At 61.8% G+C, this 19,907-nt stretch carries 20 protein-coding genes; 8 read left to right on the forward strand and 12 right to left on the reverse strand.

The genetic code is table 11. The features are described from left to right. Positions 1-49 precede the first annotated feature (49 nt). The 4 genes from J1G35_RS18380 to J1G35_RS18395 all read right to left on the reverse strand — a co-directional run bounded on the left by J1G35_RS18380 (position 50) and on the right by J1G35_RS18395 (position 2,668). Positions 50-787: a CPBP family intramembrane glutamic endopeptidase gene (locus J1G35_RS18380; RefSeq protein ID WP_223015666.1), complete on the reverse strand. Its 738-nt coding sequence runs from the start codon at positions 785-787 to the stop codon at positions 50-52. After that, the gene (locus J1G35_RS18385) at positions 787-1,257 is read right to left on the reverse strand and encodes a RidA family protein (protein WP_223015667.1); all 471 of its coding nucleotides are present in this window, start codon (positions 1,255-1,257) and stop codon (positions 787-789) included. Before J1G35_RS18385 ends, J1G35_RS18380 begins: the two co-directional genes overlap by 1 nt. Continuing rightward, positions 1,254-1,472 (reverse strand): DUF6434 domain-containing protein, encoded by a 219-nt coding sequence (locus J1G35_RS18390; RefSeq protein WP_065928033.1) that lies wholly within the window; start codon positions 1,470-1,472, stop codon positions 1,254-1,256. The genes J1G35_RS18385 and J1G35_RS18390 overlap by 4 nt, the downstream gene beginning before the upstream one ends. Positions 1,473-1,573: 101 nt before the next feature. Then, a complete protein-coding gene (locus tag J1G35_RS18395) occupies positions 1,574-2,668 on the reverse strand; it encodes an SMP-30/gluconolactonase/LRE family protein (RefSeq protein ID WP_223015668.1) in 1,095 nt (364 codons plus the stop codon). 221 nt (positions 2,669-2,889) lie between these two features. Between J1G35_RS18395 and J1G35_RS18400 the strand changes: the two genes are divergently transcribed. Then, entirely contained in the window at positions 2,890-3,318 is a 429-nt protein-coding gene (locus tag J1G35_RS18400; RefSeq protein WP_024075865.1) for a nuclear transport factor 2 family protein, read from the forward strand. A 22-nt stretch (positions 3,319-3,340) separates the two neighbouring features. On the opposite strand, the gene J1G35_RS18405 is transcribed toward J1G35_RS18400, so the two are convergent. Next, positions 3,341-4,666, reverse strand: coding sequence for a PLP-dependent aminotransferase family protein (locus J1G35_RS18405; RefSeq protein ID WP_223015669.1), 1,326 nt, complete (start codon positions 4,664-4,666; stop codon positions 3,341-3,343). A gap of 89 nt (positions 4,667-4,755) precedes the next feature. On the opposite strand from J1G35_RS18405, the gene J1G35_RS18410 reads away from it, so the two are divergent. Then, positions 4,756-5,646, forward strand: coding sequence for a DMT family transporter (locus J1G35_RS18410; RefSeq protein WP_223015670.1), 891 nt, complete (start codon positions 4,756-4,758; stop codon positions 5,644-5,646). Here J1G35_RS18410 and J1G35_RS18415 read toward each other — a convergent pair. Continuing rightward, the gene (locus J1G35_RS18415; RefSeq protein WP_053133847.1) at positions 5,643-6,200 is read right to left on the reverse strand and encodes a YceI family protein; all 558 of its coding nucleotides are present in this window, start codon (positions 6,198-6,200) and stop codon (positions 5,643-5,645) included. The genes J1G35_RS18410 and J1G35_RS18415 overlap by 4 nt on opposite strands. Positions 6,201-6,287: 87 nt before the next feature. Between J1G35_RS18415 and J1G35_RS18420 the strand changes: the two genes are divergently transcribed. Further along, a complete protein-coding gene (locus tag J1G35_RS18420; protein WP_053133850.1) occupies positions 6,288-6,782 on the forward strand; it encodes a thioesterase in 495 nt (164 codons plus the stop codon). 44 nt (positions 6,783-6,826) lie between these two features. Next, entirely contained in the window at positions 6,827-7,714 is an 888-nt protein-coding gene (gene yghX / locus J1G35_RS18425; protein WP_223015671.1) for a YghX family hydrolase, read from the forward strand. A 62-nt stretch (positions 7,715-7,776) separates the two neighbouring features. On the opposite strand, the gene J1G35_RS18430 is transcribed toward yghX, so the two are convergent. Next, the gene (locus J1G35_RS18430) at positions 7,777-8,961 is read right to left on the reverse strand and encodes a DUF2252 family protein (protein WP_223015672.1); all 1,185 of its coding nucleotides are present in this window, start codon (positions 8,959-8,961) and stop codon (positions 7,777-7,779) included. A gap of 74 nt (positions 8,962-9,035) precedes the next feature. Next, entirely contained in the window at positions 9,036-9,914 is an 879-nt protein-coding gene (locus J1G35_RS18435; protein ID WP_223015673.1) for a LysR family transcriptional regulator, read from the reverse strand. 127 nt (positions 9,915-10,041) lie between these two features. On the opposite strand from J1G35_RS18435, the gene ampC reads away from it, so the two are divergent. Next, positions 10,042-11,196 (forward strand): class C beta-lactamase, encoded by a 1,155-nt coding sequence (gene ampC, locus J1G35_RS18440; RefSeq protein ID WP_223015674.1) that lies wholly within the window; start codon positions 10,042-10,044, stop codon positions 11,194-11,196. Positions 11,197-11,351: 155 nt separating this feature from the next. Here the strand turns inward: ampC and J1G35_RS18445 are convergent, their stop codons facing one another. Together J1G35_RS18445 and J1G35_RS18450 are read right to left on the reverse strand one after the other, a co-directional pair. After that, positions 11,352-12,629: a HAMP domain-containing histidine kinase gene (locus tag J1G35_RS18445; protein ID WP_053133864.1), complete on the reverse strand. Its 1,278-nt coding sequence runs from the start codon at positions 12,627-12,629 to the stop codon at positions 11,352-11,354. Next, positions 12,630-13,337 carry a winged helix-turn-helix domain-containing protein gene (locus J1G35_RS18450; RefSeq protein ID WP_053133867.1) on the reverse strand — a complete coding sequence of 236 codons (708 nt, stop codon included), beginning with the start codon at positions 13,335-13,337 and terminating at the stop codon, positions 12,630-12,632. A 157-nt stretch (positions 13,338-13,494) separates the two neighbouring features. Between J1G35_RS18450 and J1G35_RS18455 the strand changes: the two genes are divergently transcribed. Then, the gene (locus J1G35_RS18455) at positions 13,495-14,694 is read left to right on the forward strand and encodes an MFS transporter (RefSeq protein WP_223015675.1); all 1,200 of its coding nucleotides are present in this window, start codon (positions 13,495-13,497) and stop codon (positions 14,692-14,694) included. On the opposite strand, the gene miaE is transcribed toward J1G35_RS18455, so the two are convergent. Next, entirely contained in the window at positions 14,650-15,252 is a 603-nt protein-coding gene (gene miaE, locus J1G35_RS18460) for a tRNA isopentenyl-2-thiomethyl-A-37 hydroxylase MiaE (protein WP_090403510.1), read from the reverse strand. The two genes, J1G35_RS18455 and miaE, sit on opposite strands and share 45 nt — an antisense overlap. Positions 15,253-15,400: 148 nt before the next feature. Between miaE and J1G35_RS18465 the strand changes: the two genes are divergently transcribed. Next, positions 15,401-16,264 carry a universal stress protein gene (locus J1G35_RS18465; RefSeq protein WP_053133878.1) on the forward strand — a complete coding sequence of 288 codons (864 nt, stop codon included), beginning with the start codon at positions 15,401-15,403 and terminating at the stop codon, positions 16,262-16,264. 89 nt (positions 16,265-16,353) lie between these two features. On the opposite strand, the gene J1G35_RS18470 is transcribed toward J1G35_RS18465, so the two are convergent. Then, positions 16,354-16,824, reverse strand: a complete 471-nt coding sequence (locus tag J1G35_RS18470; protein WP_053133881.1) for a DUF1289 domain-containing protein — start codon at positions 16,822-16,824, stop codon at positions 16,354-16,356. 395 nt (positions 16,825-17,219) lie between these two features. Between J1G35_RS18470 and acnB the strand changes: the two genes are divergently transcribed. Then, positions 17,220-19,829, forward strand: a complete 2,610-nt coding sequence (gene acnB / locus J1G35_RS18475; RefSeq protein WP_141157813.1) for a bifunctional aconitate hydratase 2/2-methylisocitrate dehydratase — start codon at positions 17,220-17,222, stop codon at positions 19,827-19,829. Positions 19,830-19,907 lie beyond the last annotated feature (78 nt).

A 19,907-nucleotide genomic window follows, 5' to 3' on the forward strand; every position in this document is an offset into this window, starting at 1 on the left:
ACTGCAATCGGGAGCAAGCCCCCTCCCACAGTTCTAACCGCATTTCAAGTCAGGCCATGTAGGGCACGGCAATCAGCAGGATTGCCGTGCCATGGCAGGCCGTCGCAGCCAACACGCCATGACGCATGCGCACCAGTGCGCAGGCCAGCCCTTCGATCAGGGTAAACAGCAACACCGGCCAGCCCAGTTGGGTCACGCTCAAGGCCAGGAAGGCATGGCAGGCAGCAAACGCCACGCCACTGATCAGCGCCGCTCGCAGCGGTGTCACCTGCTGTTCAAGGTAGCCCTGCAAAAACCCGCGAAACAACACTTCCTCCAGCGCGTTGGCGCCATAGGCCAACACCACCATACCCGGCAGCCACACCCAGTAGCCGGGGATCGCGTGCGGCTCTATTCCTTGATAGAGCCGCAACGGCACACCGATCAGGCAACCGCCCGCAAGCCCCACCGCCAGGCCCAGGGCGCGGTTGCCCCGGGTCCACAGCACCAGGCGCCACAACTCCGGCGTCACCTGGGCCAACCCTACGACCAGCAGCACCGACAGGCCACCCAGCGCTGCCAAGACAAAGGCATTCGCGGTAAAGGCGATTTGCACCTCGTCACTGAGCGCCCACATGCCCAAGGGCGTCATCGCATCGCGCATCAGCACGAACGCCGCGAGCAGAATCAGGATGCGTATGGCCGGCAGCGACTTGGGCGTCAGCGCGAACCACAGGCCAAACAGCAACAAACCCGGCGCCAGGTGCAGGCCATAGTTGAGCAGTACCACCATGCCTTGGCTGATCATCAGTCGTGCGCGACCGCGATCATGTCGATCTCCACCGCCGCCGACTTCGGCAACTGCATCACCCCCACTGACGTGCGCGTATGCACCCCGGCACTGCCGAGGATCTCGTGCAACAGGTCCGAGGCGCCGTTGGCCACTTCACTCTGCTGATCGAAGTCCTCGGCGCTGCGCACATACACGGTGATCCGCGGGATGGCCTTGATCCGGTCCAGGGAGCCGAGCGCCTGCTTGAGCAGGCCCAGGCAGCGCAGTGCACTGATGCCGGCGGCGATTTGTGCCTGGGCCAGGGTCAAGGTGTCACCGACTTTACCCGGCAGCATGATCGTGTCGCCTACGCGAGGGATCTGCCCGCTGATGTACAGGTGGTTGCCGTCGCGCACCAGCGGCGTGTAGTTGCCGCCGACTTTGAATTCATCCAATTGATAGCCGAGGCGTTGTTGCACGGCTTGGTATTTTTCATCCGGTGTCATGCTCGGGAGTCCTCGTTGCGACGCTGCCACTCATCCACCACGTCACCCATCGTCTTGGGTGTTGCGTTGCGAATCCACGCCATAAAAGGCCGGTCGAACGTGAACCCCGCGCCGCAGTGCTCACGCATGAAACGGCGTACGTTCTGGGTGTTTTTGTAGTGTGAAGTGACAGGCGTGCTGCGGGTGATAGGGGCGCTGTGCCAATCAAAGTCCATTTGCGTAACGCTCTGATGTTTCAGGAGCACGCAGCATAGCGCTAAATAGCCACTGTGAACGCCGGCCAACCGGCGCTGACAGTGGATTTTTTCAGCGCCTATCAGGCGAAATCCGCCCCTCGCGTATTGACGAACAACGCGTAGATCGAATGGCTGCCGGCCATGAACAAGCGGTTGCCTTCGCGGCCGCCAAAGCACAGGTTGGGGCAGCGTTCCGGCAGCGAGATATGCCCGATGGCCTTGCCCTGGGAATTGAACACGCGCACGCCGTCGAGCTTTTCCAGGTCGGCCTTAGGGTCGCCATTGCCGCCCCAGCCACACCAGAGATTGCCGCTCTCGTCGCACTTGATGCCGTCCAGCGCTGCGTATTCGAGGCCTTCGATATGCTTGCGCCGTTCGCCCAGGGTGCCGTCGTCCTTGACGTCAATCGCCCAGATCAGTCGGTTGGGCTTGGCGCGCCCCTCCACCACGTAGAGGGTCTTTTCATCCGGCGAAAAGCACAGGCCGTTGGGACCGTTGAGGTCGTCGATCACCCGCGTGACCTTGCCGCTGTCAGCGTCAATGCGATACACGCCATGGGGCTGGGTGGGGGTGATCTTGTGGCCTTCGTAGTTGTTGCCGGTCTGGAATGGCGGGTCGCTGAACCACACCGAACCATCGCGTTTGCACACGATGTCGTTGGGCGAGTTGAAGGGTTTGCCGTCAAAGCTGTCCGCCAGCACCGTGATGCTGCCGTTATGTTCGGTGCGAGTGACGCGCCGCCCCTCGCCAGAGGTGGTCGAACCTTCGCACACCAGCAGGCGGCCCTGGCGATCGCGGCACATGCCGTTGGAGAAGTTGGCGTTTTCGCGGTACACCGACAGGCTGTCGGTCACCTCATCCCAACGCACGATGCGGTTGTTGGGAATATCACTGAGCAGCAGGTAGCGGCCATCGCCAATCCACACCGGTCCTTCGGCCCAGCGCAGACCGGTCGCCAGGCGCTCAACGCTGGCATTGAACAGGCGCAGCTCGAGGAAACTGTCGTCGAGCACCTTGATCAGGGGGTCTGGATAACGCTGGCTCAAGGGCTCGGCCGCGTCTGCCAGGCGAGGTAGGTTGCCCAGCACCGCCACCGACGCGGAAACCGCCAGGGATCGCTGGAGAAAGACCCGGCGGCTGTGTTCGGAACGGGCAGGCGAAGGGGGAAAATCCATGGGTATCTCCGTTATTTTATTGTTAGACGGGAGACTAGTTTTAACCTGTGATGAGACATCGTACAAGATTGAAGACTTCACCCAGCCTATACAACGCAAGGCACTGCGCAAATATTCCAAATTTTACTTTCCAAAAGCCCTTCGACTATTGCAATGTTGTACGACAACACATCCAGTGACGTGTTGCCCGTACACCTCCCAACAACAATAAGGAAACACCCATGCAAAACGTCAAAGTGCTGATCGGTTTTCTGTGCCTGTTCAGCGGGTATGTGGCCGCCGCCCCTGCCGCCGACAAAGACGTCGCCCAAGCGGTCGACCACCTGACCCAGGCGATGCTGCATAAAGACCTCAAGCAGCTCCAGAGCCTGACTGCCGAGAACCTCACCTACGGCCACTCCAGCGGCAAGATCCAGAACAAGCAGGAGTTCATCGCCGATATCGAGACCGGCCGCAGCGGCTTCAAGACCCTGGAAATGCAGAAACAGACCATCACCCTGAGCGGCGACACCGCGCTGGTACGCAACCACTTTTCCGCCCTGGCAGTGAACAGTGGCAAAGAAGTGCCGACCGAAATCGAGAACTTCCAGATCTGGCAAAAGCAGAAAGGCCACTGGCTGCTGATCGGTCGTCAGGCGTTCAAATTCTGATGGCTGCGGTGAGCCGCCCGGCTCACCACGTCACCACCTTGCGCACCGTCAACAACGCTTCACGCAGCGCCGGCATGTCTACCGAGCCCAAGGCCAGGCGCAGCGCGTGGGGCACATGCGTGGAGACCGCAAACGGTTCGGCGGTGGACACCGAGATGCCCTCGCGCTGCAACAGCATGGCGACCTGATCGGCGCGTACATCCTCTGCCAAAGGCAACCACAAGAAATACGAAGACGGATGGCTGATGTACGCCAGCCCCTTCAACACCTGCGCCGCCAAGGCCTGCCGGGCCCGCGCATCCTGGCGTTTCTGCGCTTCAAGTTGCGCCACCGTGCCGTCTTCGATCCAGGCGACCGCAATCGCACTCATCACCCCCGGCACGTTCCAGGTGGTGGCCATGATGCTGCGCTCCAGCGCTTGCACCCAGGCTGGAGGGGCTGCGATAAAGCCCACACGCAAGCCGGTCGCGACACTTTTGGACAGCCCGCCTACGTAGACCGTGCGCTCCGGTGCCAATGTCGCCAGGGGCGGCGGCGCAGCGTCGGCGAGGAACGCGTAGGCGGCGTCCTCGATGATCATCACGTTGTGCTGACGGGCGATCGCCACCAACTGCTCGCGCTGCGCCAGGCTCAGCACCCAGCCCAACGGATTATGCAGGGTCGGCATGCTGTACACGGCACGCACCGGGCGCTTGCGACACAGGCTTTGCAGATGGTCGAGGTCCGGGCCGTCGGCCGTGACCGGGAGGGCGACCATCTCCAGGTGCAGCGTCTCCGCCAGCACTTTGAACCCCGAATAGGTCAGCGCGTCCACGGCGATTACATCCCCAGGCTTGAGCAACGCCATCATCGTCACCGCCAGGCCGTGCTGGGCGCCGCTGACCACCAACACCTGTTCGGCCGCGACCGTCAGCCCTCGGTTCAACAGATGCCGCGCAACGGCGGCACGCTCATGCAGGCGACCGGCGTGGGGCTGGTAACGCAGCAGCGCGTCCAGGTCGCCGGACAGCGCTAATTGGCGCAAGGCCGTGCGCAGCAAGTCCGCCTGACTGGGCAATGAGGGGTAGTTGAAATTCAAATCCAGCATGCCCGCCGCCACGCTCATCTGCCCGCTGCCCTGCCCCGGCGGCAGCGAGATCTCGCGCACGAAGGTGCCTCGGCCGATCTCGCCACTGACCAGGCCCATGGCCTCCAGCTCGGTGTATACCCGGCTGGCGGTGACCAACGCCAGGCCATGCTCGGCGGCCAACTGGCGGTGGGTCGGCAGCCTTGTACCGGGTGGCATGCTGCCTGAGCGAATGGCCTCGGCGAAGCGATCGACCAACGACTTGTAACGAGCGCGGGGCATAAGCGATGTATCCATGACAATTTTTTGATTGTCTTTATCTTCAGCCCTAGGCTGCGCCCTACGCAACTCATCCTTTTAGGGCACCGCTCATGGAACTTACATCCCCACTCCGCTCCCTGGACACCCGCACCCAGGGCTGGATCAATGGCTTTATCGGCGTGGTGATCTTCAGCGGTTCACTCCCGGCCACGCGCCTGGCGGTGATGGAGTTCGACCCGGTGTTCCTGACCATGATCCGCGCCGCCATCGCCGGCCTGCTGGGGCTGGCCTTGCTGTGGCTGTTCAAGGAAAAACGCCCCGCGCGCCATCAATGGATGCCCCTGGCCATCGTCGCCCTCGGCGTGGTGATCGGCTTCCCCCTGCTCACTGCGCTGGCGCTGCAATACGTGACCTCCGCACACTCCATCGTCTTCATCGGCCTGCTGCCGCTGGCGACCGCCGTGTTTGCTGTGCTGCGCGGCGGCGAGCGCCCGCGCCCGGTGTTCTGGCTGTTTTCGATCCTCGGCAGTCTACTGGTGATGGGTTACGCCTTTGCCCAAGGTTTGAGCGCCGCACCTGCAGGTGACGTGCTGATGCTGTTGGCGGTGCTGGTGTGCGGCCTGGGGTATGCCGAAGGCGCCAAACTGTCGCGCAGCCTGGGCGGCTGGCAGGTGATCTGCTGGGCGCTGGTGGTGGCGTTGCCGGTGGTGGTGCCGCTGAGCCTGGCGCTGGCACCGTCAAGCGTCAGCGGCATCAGCCTGCCGGCCTGGCTGAGCCTGGGCTATGTGTCGCTGTTCAGCATGTTGATCGGTTTTGTGTTCTGGTATCGCGGCCTGGCCCAGAGCGGCATTGCTGCCGTCGGCCAATTGCAACTGCTGCAACCGTTCTTCGGCCTGGCGCTGGCAGCGGGCTTGCTGCATGAACAGGTCAGCCTGGGCATGCTGCTGGTGACGGTTGCGGTGATCGGCTGCGTGGCCGGGGCCAAGCGCTTCGCGCGCTAACGCTGCGGCGCGACCATCTTGAACTTGATGTTGATGTCGTTGGACACCACGCTGTTGCCGGCCCACTCACCTTCGCCGATCTTGAAGTCGCCGCGCTTGAGGATGAACTCACCGTCGAACACGCCGATACCATCCAGCTCCTTGAGCACTACGTTGACCGCCACCGGGCGCGTGGTGCCCTTGATCGTCAGGTTGCCGCTGATGTTGAAGCGGTTATCCCCCAGGGCCTTTACAGCGGTGGACTCATACACGCCCACCGGATAGGTCGCGGTATCGAACCACGAGGCCCGTTGCAGCTCGTCGTTGGCATCGGGGCTGCCGGCATCGATACTCGCCAGCTGGATCTTGAGCAAGGCATGTCCGCTTTCGGGCTTTTGCGTGTCAAAGCTCAGCGTGCCTTCGAAGTCGCCGAAGGTGCCATACACCCGCTGCCCCAACTGCTTATAGGTAAAACTGATCTGGCTGGCGGTGCGGTTGACATCCGTGTACTGCGCCGCCTGGGCGCAGCCGATAACGCCCAGGACCAGGGCCAACGTGAGAATTCGACGCTTCATGCCACGCTCCGCAAAAAAATGGATGTATTCCCATCAGGTGCCTGTCCTGCTAAACAGACTCGTCACTCACAACAATAAGGACGTTGCATGCCTACCCCTTTTCTACAGGACATCACCGCGCCGGAAGGCATCTGCTATGGCTGCGGCGGCAGTAACCCCCATGGTTTGCATATCAAGAGCCGCTGGGATGCCGATGGTGTCCATCTCATCGCCGAACATCATCCCGAGGCAAAATACAGCGGCTGGCCCGACCTGGTCTACGGCGGCCTGATCGCCATGCTGGTGGACTGCCATTCCAACTGGACCGCCATGGCCTACCACTACCGTGCCGAACAGCGCGAACCCGGCAGCCTGCCGCGCATCGACTGCGTCACCGGCAACCTGGGCATCAAATTTATCAAGCCCACGCCCATGGGCGTGCCGCTCACCCTGCGGGCTCGGGTCGAGGGCGAAGTGGGGCGTAAAAGCCGCGTGGTCTGCAAGGTGTACGCCGGCGAGGTGCTCACGGCGATCGGCGATTCGCTGTTCGTGCGCGTCGACACCCGCGAACTGGCTGCGGCCGCTCATGGCCGTGAAGGCTGATCCTGGTCTACATTGACTGGCACCGCTAATCGAGGACCGAACCGATGACTCGTCTCACCGCGAAAGACTTTGCCCCCGAACTGCTGGAACTCTACGACGGCTATGCCCACGGCAAGATCAACCGCCGCGAATTTCTCGACCGCGCCGCGCTGTTCACCTTTGGCGGCCTCACCGCCTCGGCCCTGCTGGCGGCCCTGAGCCCCAACTATGCCCTGGCCGAACAGGTGAAATTCACCGACCCGGACATCGTCGCCGACTACATCACCTATCCCTCGCCCAAGGGCAACGGCACCGTGCGTGGCTACCTGGTGCGCCCGGCCAAGGCCACCGGCAAGCTGCCGGCCGTGGTGGTGGTCCACGAAAACCGAGGTCTCAACCCCTACATCGAAGACGTCGCCCGACGCCTGGCCAAAGCCGGGTTTATCGCCCTCGCGCCGGACGGCCTGACCTCAGTGGGCGGCTATCCCGGCAACGATGAAAAAGGCGTGGAACTGCAACAGAAAGTCGACCCGACCAAGCTGATGAACGACTTCTTCGCCGCCATCGAATGGCTGATGCACCACGACAGCAGCACCGGCAAGGTCGGCATCACCGGCTTCTGCTATGGCGGCGGCGTGACCAATGCGGCGGCGGTGGCTTATCCGGAACTGGGCGCGGCGGTGTCGTTCTACGGGCGCCAGCCGGAAGCCAAGGACGTGCCGCGCATCAAGGCGCCGATCATGCTGCATTTTGGCGAGCTGGATACGCGGATCAACGAGGGTTGGCCAGCGTATGAAAAAGCCCTGAAGGCCGCCGGCACGACCTATGAAGCGTATATCTACAAGGGTGCCAACCATGGCTTCCACAATGATTCGACGCCGCGTTATGACGAGGCAGCGGCGAATCTGGCGTGGGAAAGGACACTCGGCTGGTTCCACAAATACCTGGCCTGATCGCAATCCAAATGTGGGAGGGGGCTGCCCCCTCCCTCATTGGAAAATCATCACATTCCAGATCAGTGTTCCAAGGCATACCGGCGGCAGTGGTTGAGGTAGCCCTGCTCATGACTACCCACCAACTGCACCACGCTGGTCCATAACCAGGACGGTGCATCCAACTGTCTGGAGCGGTTTTCCTGCAGCACCGCCATCCAGTCCTTGCGTGTCGCGCGGTCCATCTGCCGGGCATGGGCGATACCGACCACGCGCGCCAGGTAGCCGGCGGCGTGCATGGCATCGAGTTCGCTCAGTTCGTCCAGTTCCAGCTTCATGTCCTGGGGCAGCAGTTCGCGGATGAAGAAACCGTGGTCCAAAAACCGCGTCGCTACCATCCGTTCCCCCAGGCCCGGCGACAGTTGGCGGGCGCCCTCCACCACCCGGCGGCCGTTATCCCGGGGCATCTTCGCCCGTGCCGCACGCGGTGCAGCGGCGCCGACGGCTTCCTTGATGTCGATCAGGCAGTATTCCTGATCGTCTTTGTCGCCCACCCCCAGCAAGACGGCGTAGCGCAACAGACCGAGGGAACTGCAGCCCTTGACCCAGTAAGCCGAGTCCAGCAGTTCGACCTTGGCGTCCTTGGGGCGGCCTTTGAGTGAGGAGACCAACTGATGGATTTCATCCGACGCACAGACCGTTTCCAGCGCAGCTTTTTCCGCTCGCGACAGCGACCAGAAATGCTTGCCCAGCGGGATGGTCGGCCGCACGTTGTCGATGCGTTCACGGGCCAGGCTTTTCCAGGTGCGCTCGACAGCGCTGCGCATTCCTGCCTTGACCTGGGACGGGCGCGGCGGCGCCTCGTCGGGCTTGTCCTTGAACGCCTGTTCGTAGCCCACCATCATTTCTTCGAGCATGCGCGCGGTGGTCACGCCCGGCAGGTCTGAACCGCGCGCGGCGGTGGCCAGGGACAGGGCCAGGCGCACCAAGTCATGGGCCGGGTTGCCGATCACGGCCTGGTCAAGGTCGCGGATATGCATATCGATACGGCCCTTGTTGTCGCCAGTCGGACCCAGGTTGCCGGCGTGGCAGTCGCCGCAAATCCAGATCGCCGGACCTTGCGGCAGACGCCTGCCCATCTGGCTGTGCAGCCATTCGTAGAATTGCACGGTGCTGCCGCGCACATACGCGTGGGCGGAGCGTGCCATCTTCAAGTTGCGCAGTTGGGTGAGGTGAGGCATGCGAGCGGAGGGACGCGGTATTTTCATGGAATAACTCAGTGCAGGTGTAGCGGTAGAACGCCGGCCCCGAGCAAATGTTTCATTATGTTTCAGAAATAAACTCAGGCACGCCCACTCTCCTCCAGCAACCAGCCCTTGAATGCCAGCATCGCCGAGGTCTCGGTCCGCGACTGCAAGCGCGTCAGCCAGTAGCTGCCGGTGCTGATGCCGACGTCGAAGGGCTGGCGAATCACATCACTCTCCAGTTGCCGCGAGAACATCATCGCCGGCGCCAGCGCCACGCCGCTGCCTTGCAGAGCAGCCTCCATCATCGCCAGCGACGAGTCGAACACAATGCTGCGCGGTACCAGGGTGTCGGCGGGCAGCCCGGCCGCCTGGAACCAGAGATTCCACTCATCAACGCGGTAGGAGCGCAGCAGCGTGTGTTTCAGCAGGTCGGCCGGCGTGTGCAACTGCTCGGCGAGTGACGGCACGCACAGTACCGTGAGCGGCGCTTCCAGCAATTCAATGGCTTCGGTGCCGTGCCAGGCGCCGGCACCGAAGCGGATCGCGTAATCCAGGCCTTCGGCGGCAACATCCACGCGGTTGTTGTGGGTGGACAGGCGCAAGTCGATAAACGGGTAGCGGCCCTGAAACTGCGCCAGGCGCGGCAGCAGCCAGCCCACCGCGAAGGTGCCCACTGCGCCGACGGTCAAAACCTCGCGGTAATGCCCGCCCTCGAACTGGCCTAAGGTATGGGCAATGCGGTCGAACGAATCACGCACCACCGGCAGCAAGGTTTCGCCTTCGCGGGTGAGCATCAGGCCGCGCGGCAGGCGCTTGAACAAAGTGACATTGAGTTGGGCTTCCAGGCTTTTGACTTGATGGCTGACCGCTGCCTGGGTCACGCACAACTCGATGGCCGCGCGGGTGAAGCTCAAATGCCGGGCCGAGGCCTCGAAGGCGCGCAGGGCATTGAGGGGCAAATGGGAACGGAGCATGCTGACCCCAGATTTTCTAATGGCTGGTGCGAGATATCATCGTTTGTTCGGGGCCGGCAAACTGCCTACATTTGCCTCGCCCGCGCAGGCTCTTCATTCAATCGATCATTCTCATGGAAGCGTTATCATGCCCCAACATTTATTGTCTGGCGTGCGTAATTTCACCGCCCTCTCAGTGTTTATCGCCGCCGGCAACTGCCTGGCCGCCACCGACCTGCAGGCGGTGGTGGATGCCAACGTCAAACCGCTGATGCAGCAGCAGTCGATTAACGGCCTGGTGGTCGGTGTGGTACGGGACGGCAAGGCGCAATACTTTAACTACGGCGTCGCGGCCACCGACACCCGACAGCCGGTCAGCGAAAACACCCTGTTCGAAATCGGTTCGGTGAGCAAAACCTTCACCGCCACCCTGGCCGGTTACGCGGTAGCCAACGGCAAACTCACGCTTTCCGACCCGGCCAGCCACTACCTGCCGGCACTGGGCGGCGGCAAGTTCGATCACATCAGCGTGCTCAACCTCGGCACCTACACCGCAGGCGGCTTGCCGATGCAGTTCCCCGCTCAGGCGGATAACAGCCAGCGCATGATCAGCTACTTCCAGCACTGGCAACCTGACTTCGCCCCTGGCACCCGGCGCCTGTATTCCAACCCGAGCCTGGGGTTGTTCGGGTACCTGGCGGCTCAAAGCCTGAAGCAGCCGTTCGATCGCTTGATGGAGAAAACCCTGCTGCCCCAACTCGGGCTCAAGCACACCTACGTCAAGGTGCCGCAGAGCCAGATGAGCCTGTACGCCCAGGGCTATGGCAAGGACGGCAAACCCGTGCGCGTCAGCCCCGGCGCCCTGGACAGCGAAGCCTACGGCATCAAGACCAGCGCTGCAGACCTGCTCAAGTACGTCGAGGTGAACATGTACCCGGCGAAGCTGGATAAAACCTTGCAACAGGCAATCAGCCTCACTCACACCGGTTACTACCGCGTGGACGGCATGACCCAGGGCCTGGGCTGGGAAATGTACCCCTACCCCATCCAACTCGATGCGCTGGTTGCCGGCAACTCCACGCCAATGGCGATGGAGCCGCACACGGTCAACTGGCTGACCCCGCCCGAGGCGCCTCACGCCGACACGCTGGTGAACAAGACCGGCTCCACCAATGGGTTTGGTGCCTACGTGGCCTATGTGCCGAGCAAGGGATTGGGCGTGGTGATATTGGCAAACAAGAACTACCCGAATGCCGAACGGGTAAAACTGGCCCATGGGATCTTGAGCGCGATGGACCAATAAGCCCGCTCAACACAACAGCTGTATGGGCCGGGCGTTCATCGTTGAGCCCATACCTATGCCCCGATGGCAGCAGATCAGCTATCGATAAGCTGGCTGACGCACCGCTATCGGGGGCACGCCCTTCCCACATTTGATCTCTACAGTATTCAAACGAATTACTCGGCATACGCCCACGTCATGCGAAACGATGCCCCGCCCCACTCCGAATCCATCACTTGCACCTGCCCGCCGTGCCACTGCGACACCCGCTGCACCAGCGCCAGGCCCAGGCCAAAGCCACCGGTACGGCGATCACGGCTGGCATCCAGGCGTGTGAAGGGCTGGAAGATCTTGGCCCGGCCCTCTTCGGGTACGCCGGGGCCGTCGTCACACACGCGCACCTCGTAACCTTCGCCGAACTTGATCAGCGACACCTCGACCCGGCGTTCGGCATAACGGATGGCATTGCGCAGCAGGTTGATCACTGCGCGGGCCATGAAGCGCGGTTCGATCTGGATAAAGTCGACCTCGCAGGTGCGCAGCGACAGCTGTATACCGGCCGCCTCCGCCTCCAGCGCGACGCTGCCGATCACGCTGTCGAGCCAGCTGTGGGCCTCGATGCGCTCGCGGGTGACCTGGGTGGCGCCGCGCTCCAGGCTGGCGTAGGTGAGCAGTTCGGAGACCATCTCTTCCAGTTCGCCCAGGTCGGCGTACATATCGGCGATCAGTTCGCGGCTCTGGCGCGGGTCGGCCTGTTGCTTGAGCTGGTCGAGTTCGAATGACAGACGCGCAATCGGCGTGCGCAGTTCATGGGACACGGCGTTGGTCAGTTCGCGCTGGTTGGCGATCAGGCTTTCGATGCGCTCGGCCATCTGGTTGAAGTGCCCGGCCAGTTCCCGCACGGTGGAGCGGCGTGGCAACAGGATGCGCGAGCCGAGGTCGTTGTCGCCGAAGCGTTGCGCGGCCAGGCGGATATGCTCCAGGTCGCGCCAGTGCGGGCGCACCCAGAAATACAGGACGATGGCCAGGCACAGCCCGAGAAAACTATAGGCCCACAGGTACAACCACTTGGGCTCCTCCGGCAGCTTGATTTCCAGCAGTTGCGGGCCGCCATCGATGGCCGTGAGAAACTCCATGAAGTCGCCGCGCACCACCAGCAAGCCCTGGTCCAGGAGCTTTCGTTCGCGCTCGGTGAGGGCCTGGGTGTCCTTCTGCACCAGCTTCAGGCGCAGCCCGTAATGAGGCTGCAATTCGTCCAGCCGGGCCTGACGCGCCTCCCCCTGCAGGGGCCGCAACTGCTCTACCAGTCCATATGCCGGGCCACGCACGGCTTCACGGTTATAGGTTTCATTGGCTTCGGGCATCAGCTCATCAAACGTGTAGTTGACCGCCCAGATAGCCGCCGCCAGGCCGATCGCCAGAATCACATACAGGCGCAGAAACAGGCGCAGCATCTAGACCTCCCACGCAAACGGATTGAACAGATAGCCCTTGCCCCAGATGGTCTTGATGCACACCGGCTCACGGGGGTTGTCATTGAGCTTGCCGCGCAGCTTGCTGATGTATACGTCGACGCTGCGGTTAAGGCCGTCGAAGGCGATGCCGCGCATGCGGTTGAGGATATCGTCGCGGGAAAGAATCTTGCCCGCGCTGCTGGCCAGCAACCACAGCAGTTCGAACTCCATGGTGGTGAGGTCGATCTGCTCGTCTCCCAGGCTGACCACCCGGCAACTGCGGTCAATCGCCAAGCGGCCGAACGCGAGGGCACCGCGCACCGTTGGCTCCGGCGCCTGGCGACGTTGCAGGGCGCGCAGGCGGGCCAGCAGCACCGGCGGTTTGATCGGTTTGATCACATAGTCATCGGCACCCGACTCCAGGCCGAGGATGTGGTCGAGGTCGTCTTCCTTGGCGGTGAGGATCACAATCGGCGTGTCGGACACCGTGCGGATCCCGCGGCACACATGCAGGCCGCTTTGGCCCGGCAGCATCAGATCAAGCACGACGATCTTGGGTTTGAAGTCGAGGAACGCCGCCAGGGCTTCGTCGCCGCGGTGCACCACGCGCACCTCAAAACCATGCTGTGACAGAAAATGCGCGATCAGCCCTGCCAGCTTTTCGTCGTCCTCAACGAGCAGGACCTTGCCCAGACCCAGGTTTTCCATAAGTTCTCAGTGTGCAGACGCGGATTGAAGAGCGGGCATTATAGGTGGCAAGCTGGGCAACTAAAGCAACTGGCCAGCGGGCGCCGACGAAGCTTCATGCTTTTAAGAGTTTTTAACAAATAGCCTGCACTCTTTAACGCCATTCACAGGGAGTTGTATGCGCAAGGATTACCTGGCGTTCTTCGTTTCACTGTTCCTGTCGCGGCTGGCGGATCAGATTCTGTTGTTTATCGTGCCGCTGATCGTGTTCCAGACCACCCACAGCGTGTCCTGGGCCGGGCTGGCCTTCTTTGTCGAGTCACTGCCGCGCTATCTCGCGTTTCCGGTGTGCGGGGCGTTGTGCGACAAGTATTCGCCGGTGCGCATCCTGCATATCAGCCAGGTTTACCGGGCGTTGGCCTGTGTGGTGGCGGTGGCGTTGTATGGGGTGTTCGACGGCATCTACTGGCTGGTGCTGCTGTCGGGGTTGTGCGGGGTGCTGACGACCCAGGGCATCATGGCCCGCGAAGTGTTGATGCCGCATGTCTTCCCGCAGTACAGCTATGCCAAGACCCTCTCCTACTCGCAGATCGCCGACCAGAGCGGCCTGGTGCTGGGGCCGCTGGTGGCCGCGCTGATGCTGGAGGTGTGGGCCTGGCATTGGGTGGTGTTGGGGATTGCCGGGCTGTTTGTGCTGGCGGACCTGGCGATGCTCGCCTGGCAGCGCAAAACCACGGCAAGCCTGGAAACCCATCAGCAGCACCGGGATATCTGGCTGCAACCGCTGCGCATCGCATTCGGGCATATCCGCAACCTGGCGGACCTGAAGCGGATCATTACCCTGGCGGTCGGTGTGAACCTGATCATCGGCGTGACGCTGGCCACCTCCGCGGCCATGGTCACCGGCCTCTACGCCGCCGACAAGGACACCTATGCCCTGCTGCAGGCGGCCGGCGCGGGGGTGACCATCGCAATTCTGTTTTACCTGGCGCGCGCCACGTTGTCCTTGAAAGTGCTGGGCGGGCTGTCTTACTCGATGATCGGCGCCGGGGCGTTGGTCATGGCGGTCAGTCCCAGCCTGTGGGCGTACACCTTGGGATTCCTGCTGGTCACCGGCTTCGACAAGATGTTCAACGTTTACCTGCGCAGCACCCGTCAGCGGGTCATTCCGGTGCAGGACTTCGGCAAGACCGTAGGCGTGATCACCTTGCTCAACAACCTGGCCCAGCCGCTGGCAGGCCTGGTGATTGCAGTGCTGGCAGCGCCCTTGGGCACGCAGACGGTGATCCTGCTACTGACCGGGGTCAGCGCCTTGATCGGCGTGGCCGTGGCGTCAGGCTGGCACGCCACTGTGAAAGCGGAACTCGATGTCGGGTGATTCGATCAGTTCCTGCTCGGCCGCCCTCACCCGCTCGATCACCTGGGCAATGTCCTTGGCGTCGCCGTACTGGTAGGCCAGTTTCAAGTAACCCTGAAAGTGCCGCGCCTCGCTTTTCAGCAAGCCGAAGTAGAACTTGCCGAGTTCTTCATCCAAATGCGGCACCAGTGCTTCGAAACGCTCGCAACTGCGCGCTTCGATAAAGGCGCCGACCACCAAGGTATCCACAAGCTTGACCGGCTCGTGGCTGCGCACCACCTTGCGCAAACCCGAGGCATAACGCCCGGCGTGCAGTTGGCGCAGTTCGACCTTGCGCTTTTTCATCAGGCGCATGACCTGCTCGTGGTGCACCAGTTCTTCCCGGGCCAGGCGCGACATCATATTGATCAGGTCAACGTGGCCGTGGTACTTGGCGATCAGGCTCAGGGCGGTGCTGGCCGCTTTGAATTCGCAGTTCTTGTGGTCGATCAGCAGGGTGTCCTGATCGGCCAATGCGGCCTGCACCCAGGCGTCGGGGGTGGGGCAACCGAGGAATTCGTGGATTTCGGGCAGGTTCATCGGGCTCACGGGCAAAGGCTCAGAAAAGGCCGCCGATTATACCGACCGCGCCGCAGACCACCAGCCACCGGCCTTGATGTGCATCAACATGACGTCTGGCGGGCAGCAACTATAGTTGTTCCACGCCCACCTTTTTGGAGATCCGATCATGCAAGCCATTCGCAGCATCCTGGTGGTCATCGAGCCCGAGCATTCGGAAAGCCTGGCCCTCAAGCGCGCCAAGCTGATCGCCGGGGTTACCGACGCGCATCTGCACTTGCTGGTCTGCGACAAGAAACATGAGCACTCGGCGCTGTTGAGCCTGCTCAAGTCCGGCTTGCAGGAGGACGGTTACAGCGTCAGCACCGAGCAAGCGTGGAATGAAAGCCTGCATGAGACCATTATCGACGTGCAGCAGGCCGAAGGTTGCGGGCTGGTGATCAAGCAGCACTTTCCCGACAGCCCGCTGAAAAAAGCGCTGCTGACGCCGGCGGATTGGAAGCTGTTGCGCTACTGCCCGACGGCGGTGTTGCTGGTCAAGACGTCCACCCCTTGGGCGGAGAGAGTGATTCTGGCGGCGATTGATGTGGGCAATACCGATGCCGAGCACCGCTCGCTGCATAATTCGATCATCGATCACGGCTTTGATATCGCCAGCCTGGCGAAGGCGCAGTTGCATGTGATCAGCGCCCACCCGTCACCGATGTTGTCGGCGGCGGATCCGACGTTTCAACTCAAGGAAACCATCGAAGCGCGCTATCGCGAGCAGTGCAAGGCGTTCCAGGCCGAATTCGACGTGGATGACGCGCACCTGCATATCGAGGAAGGCCCGGCGGATGTGCTGATTCCTTTTGCGGCGCATAAATGGCAGGCGGCCGTGACCATTATCGGCACCGTTGCACGCACCGGCATTTCCGGGGCGCTGATCGGCAATACGGCGGAGGTGATACTGGATGCGCTGGAAAGTGATGTGCTGGTGCTCAAGCCGCAGACCTTGATGGATCACCTGCAAGAACTGGCGACCAAGGCCTGACACCGATTCTTCAAACAATGAAGATCAACCTGCGGGAGGGGGGCAAGTCGAATCGTCGCACCGCCCCTCCCGAGTTTGGATGTGTGTTGTCAGTCAGCCAGCGCGTCTTTAAGAAACCCCGGGGCGATATAGCGCTGGTAATGCGCCTCGGACAGGATAAAGAACTCACGGTCGATGGCGTCGCGCAGTTCCGGCAAGGCCCAGTCGCGAAACTCCGGCAACAGCACCATGCCGTATGCCTCCAGGTTATTGATCACCCGCGCTCCGCGGGCAATCAACTGGTACGCCCAGCAGTACTCGGACTGGTGCGGCACGAAGCGGATCTTGCGCTGCTCCAACTGACCGCGCAGGGTCTTGGGATCGAAAACCTCCAGCTTGCCGGCCATCACTTGCACCAAAAGCTGCTCCAACCGCAGCCATACCGCGCGTTTTTCTTCTTCGTTATAGCCGTTCCACTGGATCACTTCGTGGTGGAACCGCTTGCAGCCACGGCACACGAGATCGCCGTAAACCGTGGAGCACAGGCCTACGCAGGGGGTCTTGATGGTTTGGTTGGACATGGGCGACAACACGCAAATCAGCGAAACAGTGCGCCATGTTAGCCCTTTGTCTAAGGTTGATCACCCAGCAAACTTGGTGAGGCAACTTACCTTTAGAAATTTTTTGCCGTAGAATCACTCGGCCTTGTAAGGCGCCAACAATCCGCTGGAAGCTGTTTTCAAAGCGTCACGAGCACAGTCGTTCCTTCAGAACGGTGTTGGCGCAGGTTCGACCCGGTAGGTCAGGACCCGCGCCAACCCTCATCAGCTCCGTTCTGCAGGCGTAAAACTTTGAAAGCAGCTTCTGTGAGGAATGCCGGCAGCGCTGGCTTTGCGGCCCAAAAAGCCCCCGAGCGCATGCGTGCCGTTCATTTCTGGATGAGCGTCCCGTGGGACCACTGATGAGGGTAATAACTGTGCTTGAAGCCTACCGCAAACATATCGAAGAGCGCGCAGCACTGGGTATCGTTCCCCAGCCGCTTAACGCCGAACAAACCGCAGGCCTGGTCGAGCTGCTGAAAAATCCCCCGGCTGGCGAAGAAGAATTCCTCGTTGACCTGATCACCAACCGCATTCCACCAGGCGTTGACGAAGCTGCCTACGTCAAGGCCGGTTTCCTGTCTGCCCTGGCCAAGGGCGAAGCCACTTCCCCCCTGATCGACAAGAAACGCGCTGTTGAACTGCTCGGCACCATGCAAGGCGGCTACAACATCGTGACTTTGGTCGAGCTGCTGGACGACGCCGAGCTGGCGCCTGTCGCGGCCGCCCAACTCAAGCACACCCTGCTGATGTTCGACGCGTTCCACGACGTCGCCGAAAAAGCCCGCAACGGCAACGAGCACGCCAAAGCCGTGATCCAGTCCTGGGCTGACGGCGAGTGGTTCCGCAACCGCCCTACCCTGGCCGACAAGATCAGCCTGCGCGTGTTCAAGGTCACCGGCGAAACCAACACCGACGACCTGTCCCCTGCCCCGGACGCCTGGTCCCGCCCTGATATCCCGCTGCACGCCCTGGCCATGCTGAAAATGGCACGCGAAGGCATCGTACCGGACGAGCAAGGCAAGACCGGTCCGATGAAGCAGATCGAAGAAATGCGCGGCCAAGGCTTCCCTATCGCCTACGTCGGTGACGTGGTCGGTACCGGTTCGTCGCGTAAATCCGCTACCAACTCGGTACTGTGGTTCTTCGGCGACGACGTTCCCTACGTGCCGAACAAGCGCGCTGGCGGCTTCTGCTTCGGCAGCAAGATCGCTCCAATCTTCTACAACACCATGGAAGATGCCGGCGCACTGCCAATCGAGTTCGACGTCACCAACATGAACATGGGCGACGTGATCGACCTGTACCCTCATGCTGGCAAAGTCTGCAAGCACGGTACCGACGAAGTCCTGACCACCTTCGAAATGAAGACCCCGGTCCTGTTGGACGAAGTTCGCGCCGGCGGCCGTATCCCGCTGATCATCGGCCGTGGCCTGACCGACAAGGCGCGCGCTGAGCTGGGTCTGGGTCCTACCGACCTGTTCAAGCTGCCTGAAGCACCGGTCGACACTGGCAAGGGTTTCACCCTGGCCCAGAAAATGGTCGGCAAGGCGTGCGGCCTGCCGGAAGGCAAAGGCGTTCGTCCAGGTACGTACTGCGAACCGAAGATGACCACCGTGGGTTCCCAGGACACCACCGGTCCGATGACCCGTGACGAACTGAAAGACCTGGCGTGCCTGGGCTTCTCGACCGATCTGGTGATGCAGTCCTTCTGCCACACCGCGGCCTATCCAAAGCCGATCGACGTCACCACCCACCACACCCTGCCTGACTTCATCATGACCCGTGGCGGTGTATCGCTGCGTCCAGGTGACGGCATCATCCACAGCTGGCTGAACCGCATGCTGCTGCCGGATACCGTCGGCACCGGTGGTGACTCCCACACCCGTTTCCCGATGGGCATCTCGTTCCCGGCCGGTTCCGGTCTGGTAGCGTTCGCCGCAGCCACTGGCGTGATGCCTCTGGACATGCCGGAATCGATCCTGGTGCGCTTCAAAGGCAAAATGAAACCTGGCATCACCCTGCGTGACCTGGTTCATGCCATTCCTTACTACGCGATCCAGGCTGGCCTGCTGACCGTAGAGAAGAAAGGCAAGAAAAACGCCTTCTCCGGCCGCATCCTGGAAATCGAAGGCCTGAACGACCTGACGCTGGAGCAGGCTTTCGAGCTGTCCGACGCCTCGGCTGAACGTTCGGCTGCCGGTTGCACCATCAAACTGTCGAAAGAATCCGTCACCGAGTACCTGAACTCCAACATCACCCTGCTGCGCTGGATGATCGGCGAAGGCTACGGCGATGCACGTACCCTGGAACGTCGCGCCCAAGCGATGGAAGCCTGGGTAGCCAACCCGGAACTGATGGAAGCCGATGCCGACGCGGAATACGCCGAAATCATCGAGATCGACCTGGCCGAAATCAACGAGCCGATCCTCTGCGCACCGAACGACCCGGACGACGCCCGTCTGTTGTCCAGCGTTGCCGGTGAGAAGATCGACGAAGTGTTCATCGGTTCGTGCATGACCAACATCGGTCACTTCCGCGCTGCCGGTAAGCTGCTGGAGCAGGTCAAGGGTCAGCTGCCAACCCGTCTGTGGCTGTCGCCGCCGACCAAGATGGACGCTCATCAGCTCACCGAAGAAGGCTACTACGGCATCTACGGCAAGGCTGGCGCGCGCATGGAAATGCCGGGCTGCTCGCTGTGCATGGGTAACCAGGCACGGGTAGAGCCGAACTCGACGGTTGTATCGACGTCGACCCGTAACTTCCCGAACCGTCTGGGTGATGGCGCGAACGTCTACCTGGCTTCGGCTGAGCTGGCGGCAGTTGCCTCCACCCTGGGTCGCCTGCCGACCGTCGAAGAGTACATGGGCTACGCAGCGAAACTGGACACCATGGCCAGTGACGTCTACCGCTACCTGAACTTCGACCAGATCGCGGAGTTCCGCAAAATCGCAGCAAGCGCCAACATCCCGGTGATTCAAGCTTAACGGTGTGTTGATGTGAAGGACGCCGCGTATCGCAAGGTACGCGGCGTTTTTTTATGCCTGGAATACCAACACATTCAG

The organism is Pseudomonas sp. SH10-3B (assembly GCF_019891415.1).
In the GTDB taxonomy this organism is placed as follows: Bacteria; Pseudomonadota; Gammaproteobacteria; order Pseudomonadales; family Pseudomonadaceae; genus Aquipseudomonas.

What these genes read in the sequence shown, in the direction of transcription:
- J1G35_RS18380 (WP_223015666.1), bottom strand. Translation starts at nt 787, where the DNA reads ATGATCAGCCAAGGCATGGTGGTACTGCTCAACTATGGCCTGCACCTG.
- J1G35_RS18385 (WP_223015667.1), bottom strand. Translation starts at nt 1,257, where the DNA reads ATGACACCGGATGAAAAATACCAAGCCGTGCAACAACGCCTCGGCTAT.
- J1G35_RS18390 (WP_065928033.1), bottom strand. Translation starts at nt 1,472, where the DNA reads ATGGACTTTGATTGGCACAGCGCCCCTATCACCCGCAGCACGCCTGTC.
- J1G35_RS18395 (WP_223015668.1), bottom strand. Translation starts at nt 2,668, where the DNA reads ATGGATTTTCCCCCTTCGCCTGCCCGTTCCGAACACAGCCGCCGGGTC.
- J1G35_RS18400 (WP_024075865.1), top strand. Translation starts at nt 2,890, where the DNA reads ATGCAAAACGTCAAAGTGCTGATCGGTTTTCTGTGCCTGTTCAGCGGG.
- J1G35_RS18405 (WP_223015669.1), bottom strand. Translation starts at nt 4,666, where the DNA reads ATGCCCCGCGCTCGTTACAAGTCGTTGGTCGATCGCTTCGCCGAGGCC.
- J1G35_RS18410 (WP_223015670.1), top strand. Translation starts at nt 4,756, where the DNA reads ATGGAACTTACATCCCCACTCCGCTCCCTGGACACCCGCACCCAGGGC.
- J1G35_RS18415 (WP_053133847.1), bottom strand. Translation starts at nt 6,200, where the DNA reads ATGAAGCGTCGAATTCTCACGTTGGCCCTGGTCCTGGGCGTTATCGGC.
- J1G35_RS18420 (WP_053133850.1), top strand. Translation starts at nt 6,288, where the DNA reads ATGCCTACCCCTTTTCTACAGGACATCACCGCGCCGGAAGGCATCTGC.
- yghX (WP_223015671.1), top strand. Translation starts at nt 6,827, where the DNA reads ATGACTCGTCTCACCGCGAAAGACTTTGCCCCCGAACTGCTGGAACTC.
- J1G35_RS18430 (WP_223015672.1), bottom strand. Translation starts at nt 8,961, where the DNA reads ATGAAAATACCGCGTCCCTCCGCTCGCATGCCTCACCTCACCCAACTG.
- J1G35_RS18435 (WP_223015673.1), bottom strand. Translation starts at nt 9,914, where the DNA reads ATGCTCCGTTCCCATTTGCCCCTCAATGCCCTGCGCGCCTTCGAGGCC.
- ampC (WP_223015674.1), top strand. Translation starts at nt 10,042, where the DNA reads ATGCCCCAACATTTATTGTCTGGCGTGCGTAATTTCACCGCCCTCTCA.
- J1G35_RS18445 (WP_053133864.1), bottom strand. Translation starts at nt 12,629, where the DNA reads ATGCTGCGCCTGTTTCTGCGCCTGTATGTGATTCTGGCGATCGGCCTG.
- J1G35_RS18450 (WP_053133867.1), bottom strand. Translation starts at nt 13,337, where the DNA reads ATGGAAAACCTGGGTCTGGGCAAGGTCCTGCTCGTTGAGGACGACGAA.
- J1G35_RS18455 (WP_223015675.1), top strand. Translation starts at nt 13,495, where the DNA reads ATGCGCAAGGATTACCTGGCGTTCTTCGTTTCACTGTTCCTGTCGCGG.
- miaE (WP_090403510.1), bottom strand. Translation starts at nt 15,252, where the DNA reads ATGAACCTGCCCGAAATCCACGAATTCCTCGGTTGCCCCACCCCCGAC.
- J1G35_RS18465 (WP_053133878.1), top strand. Translation starts at nt 15,401, where the DNA reads ATGCAAGCCATTCGCAGCATCCTGGTGGTCATCGAGCCCGAGCATTCG.
- J1G35_RS18470 (WP_053133881.1), bottom strand. Translation starts at nt 16,824, where the DNA reads ATGTCCAACCAAACCATCAAGACCCCCTGCGTAGGCCTGTGCTCCACG.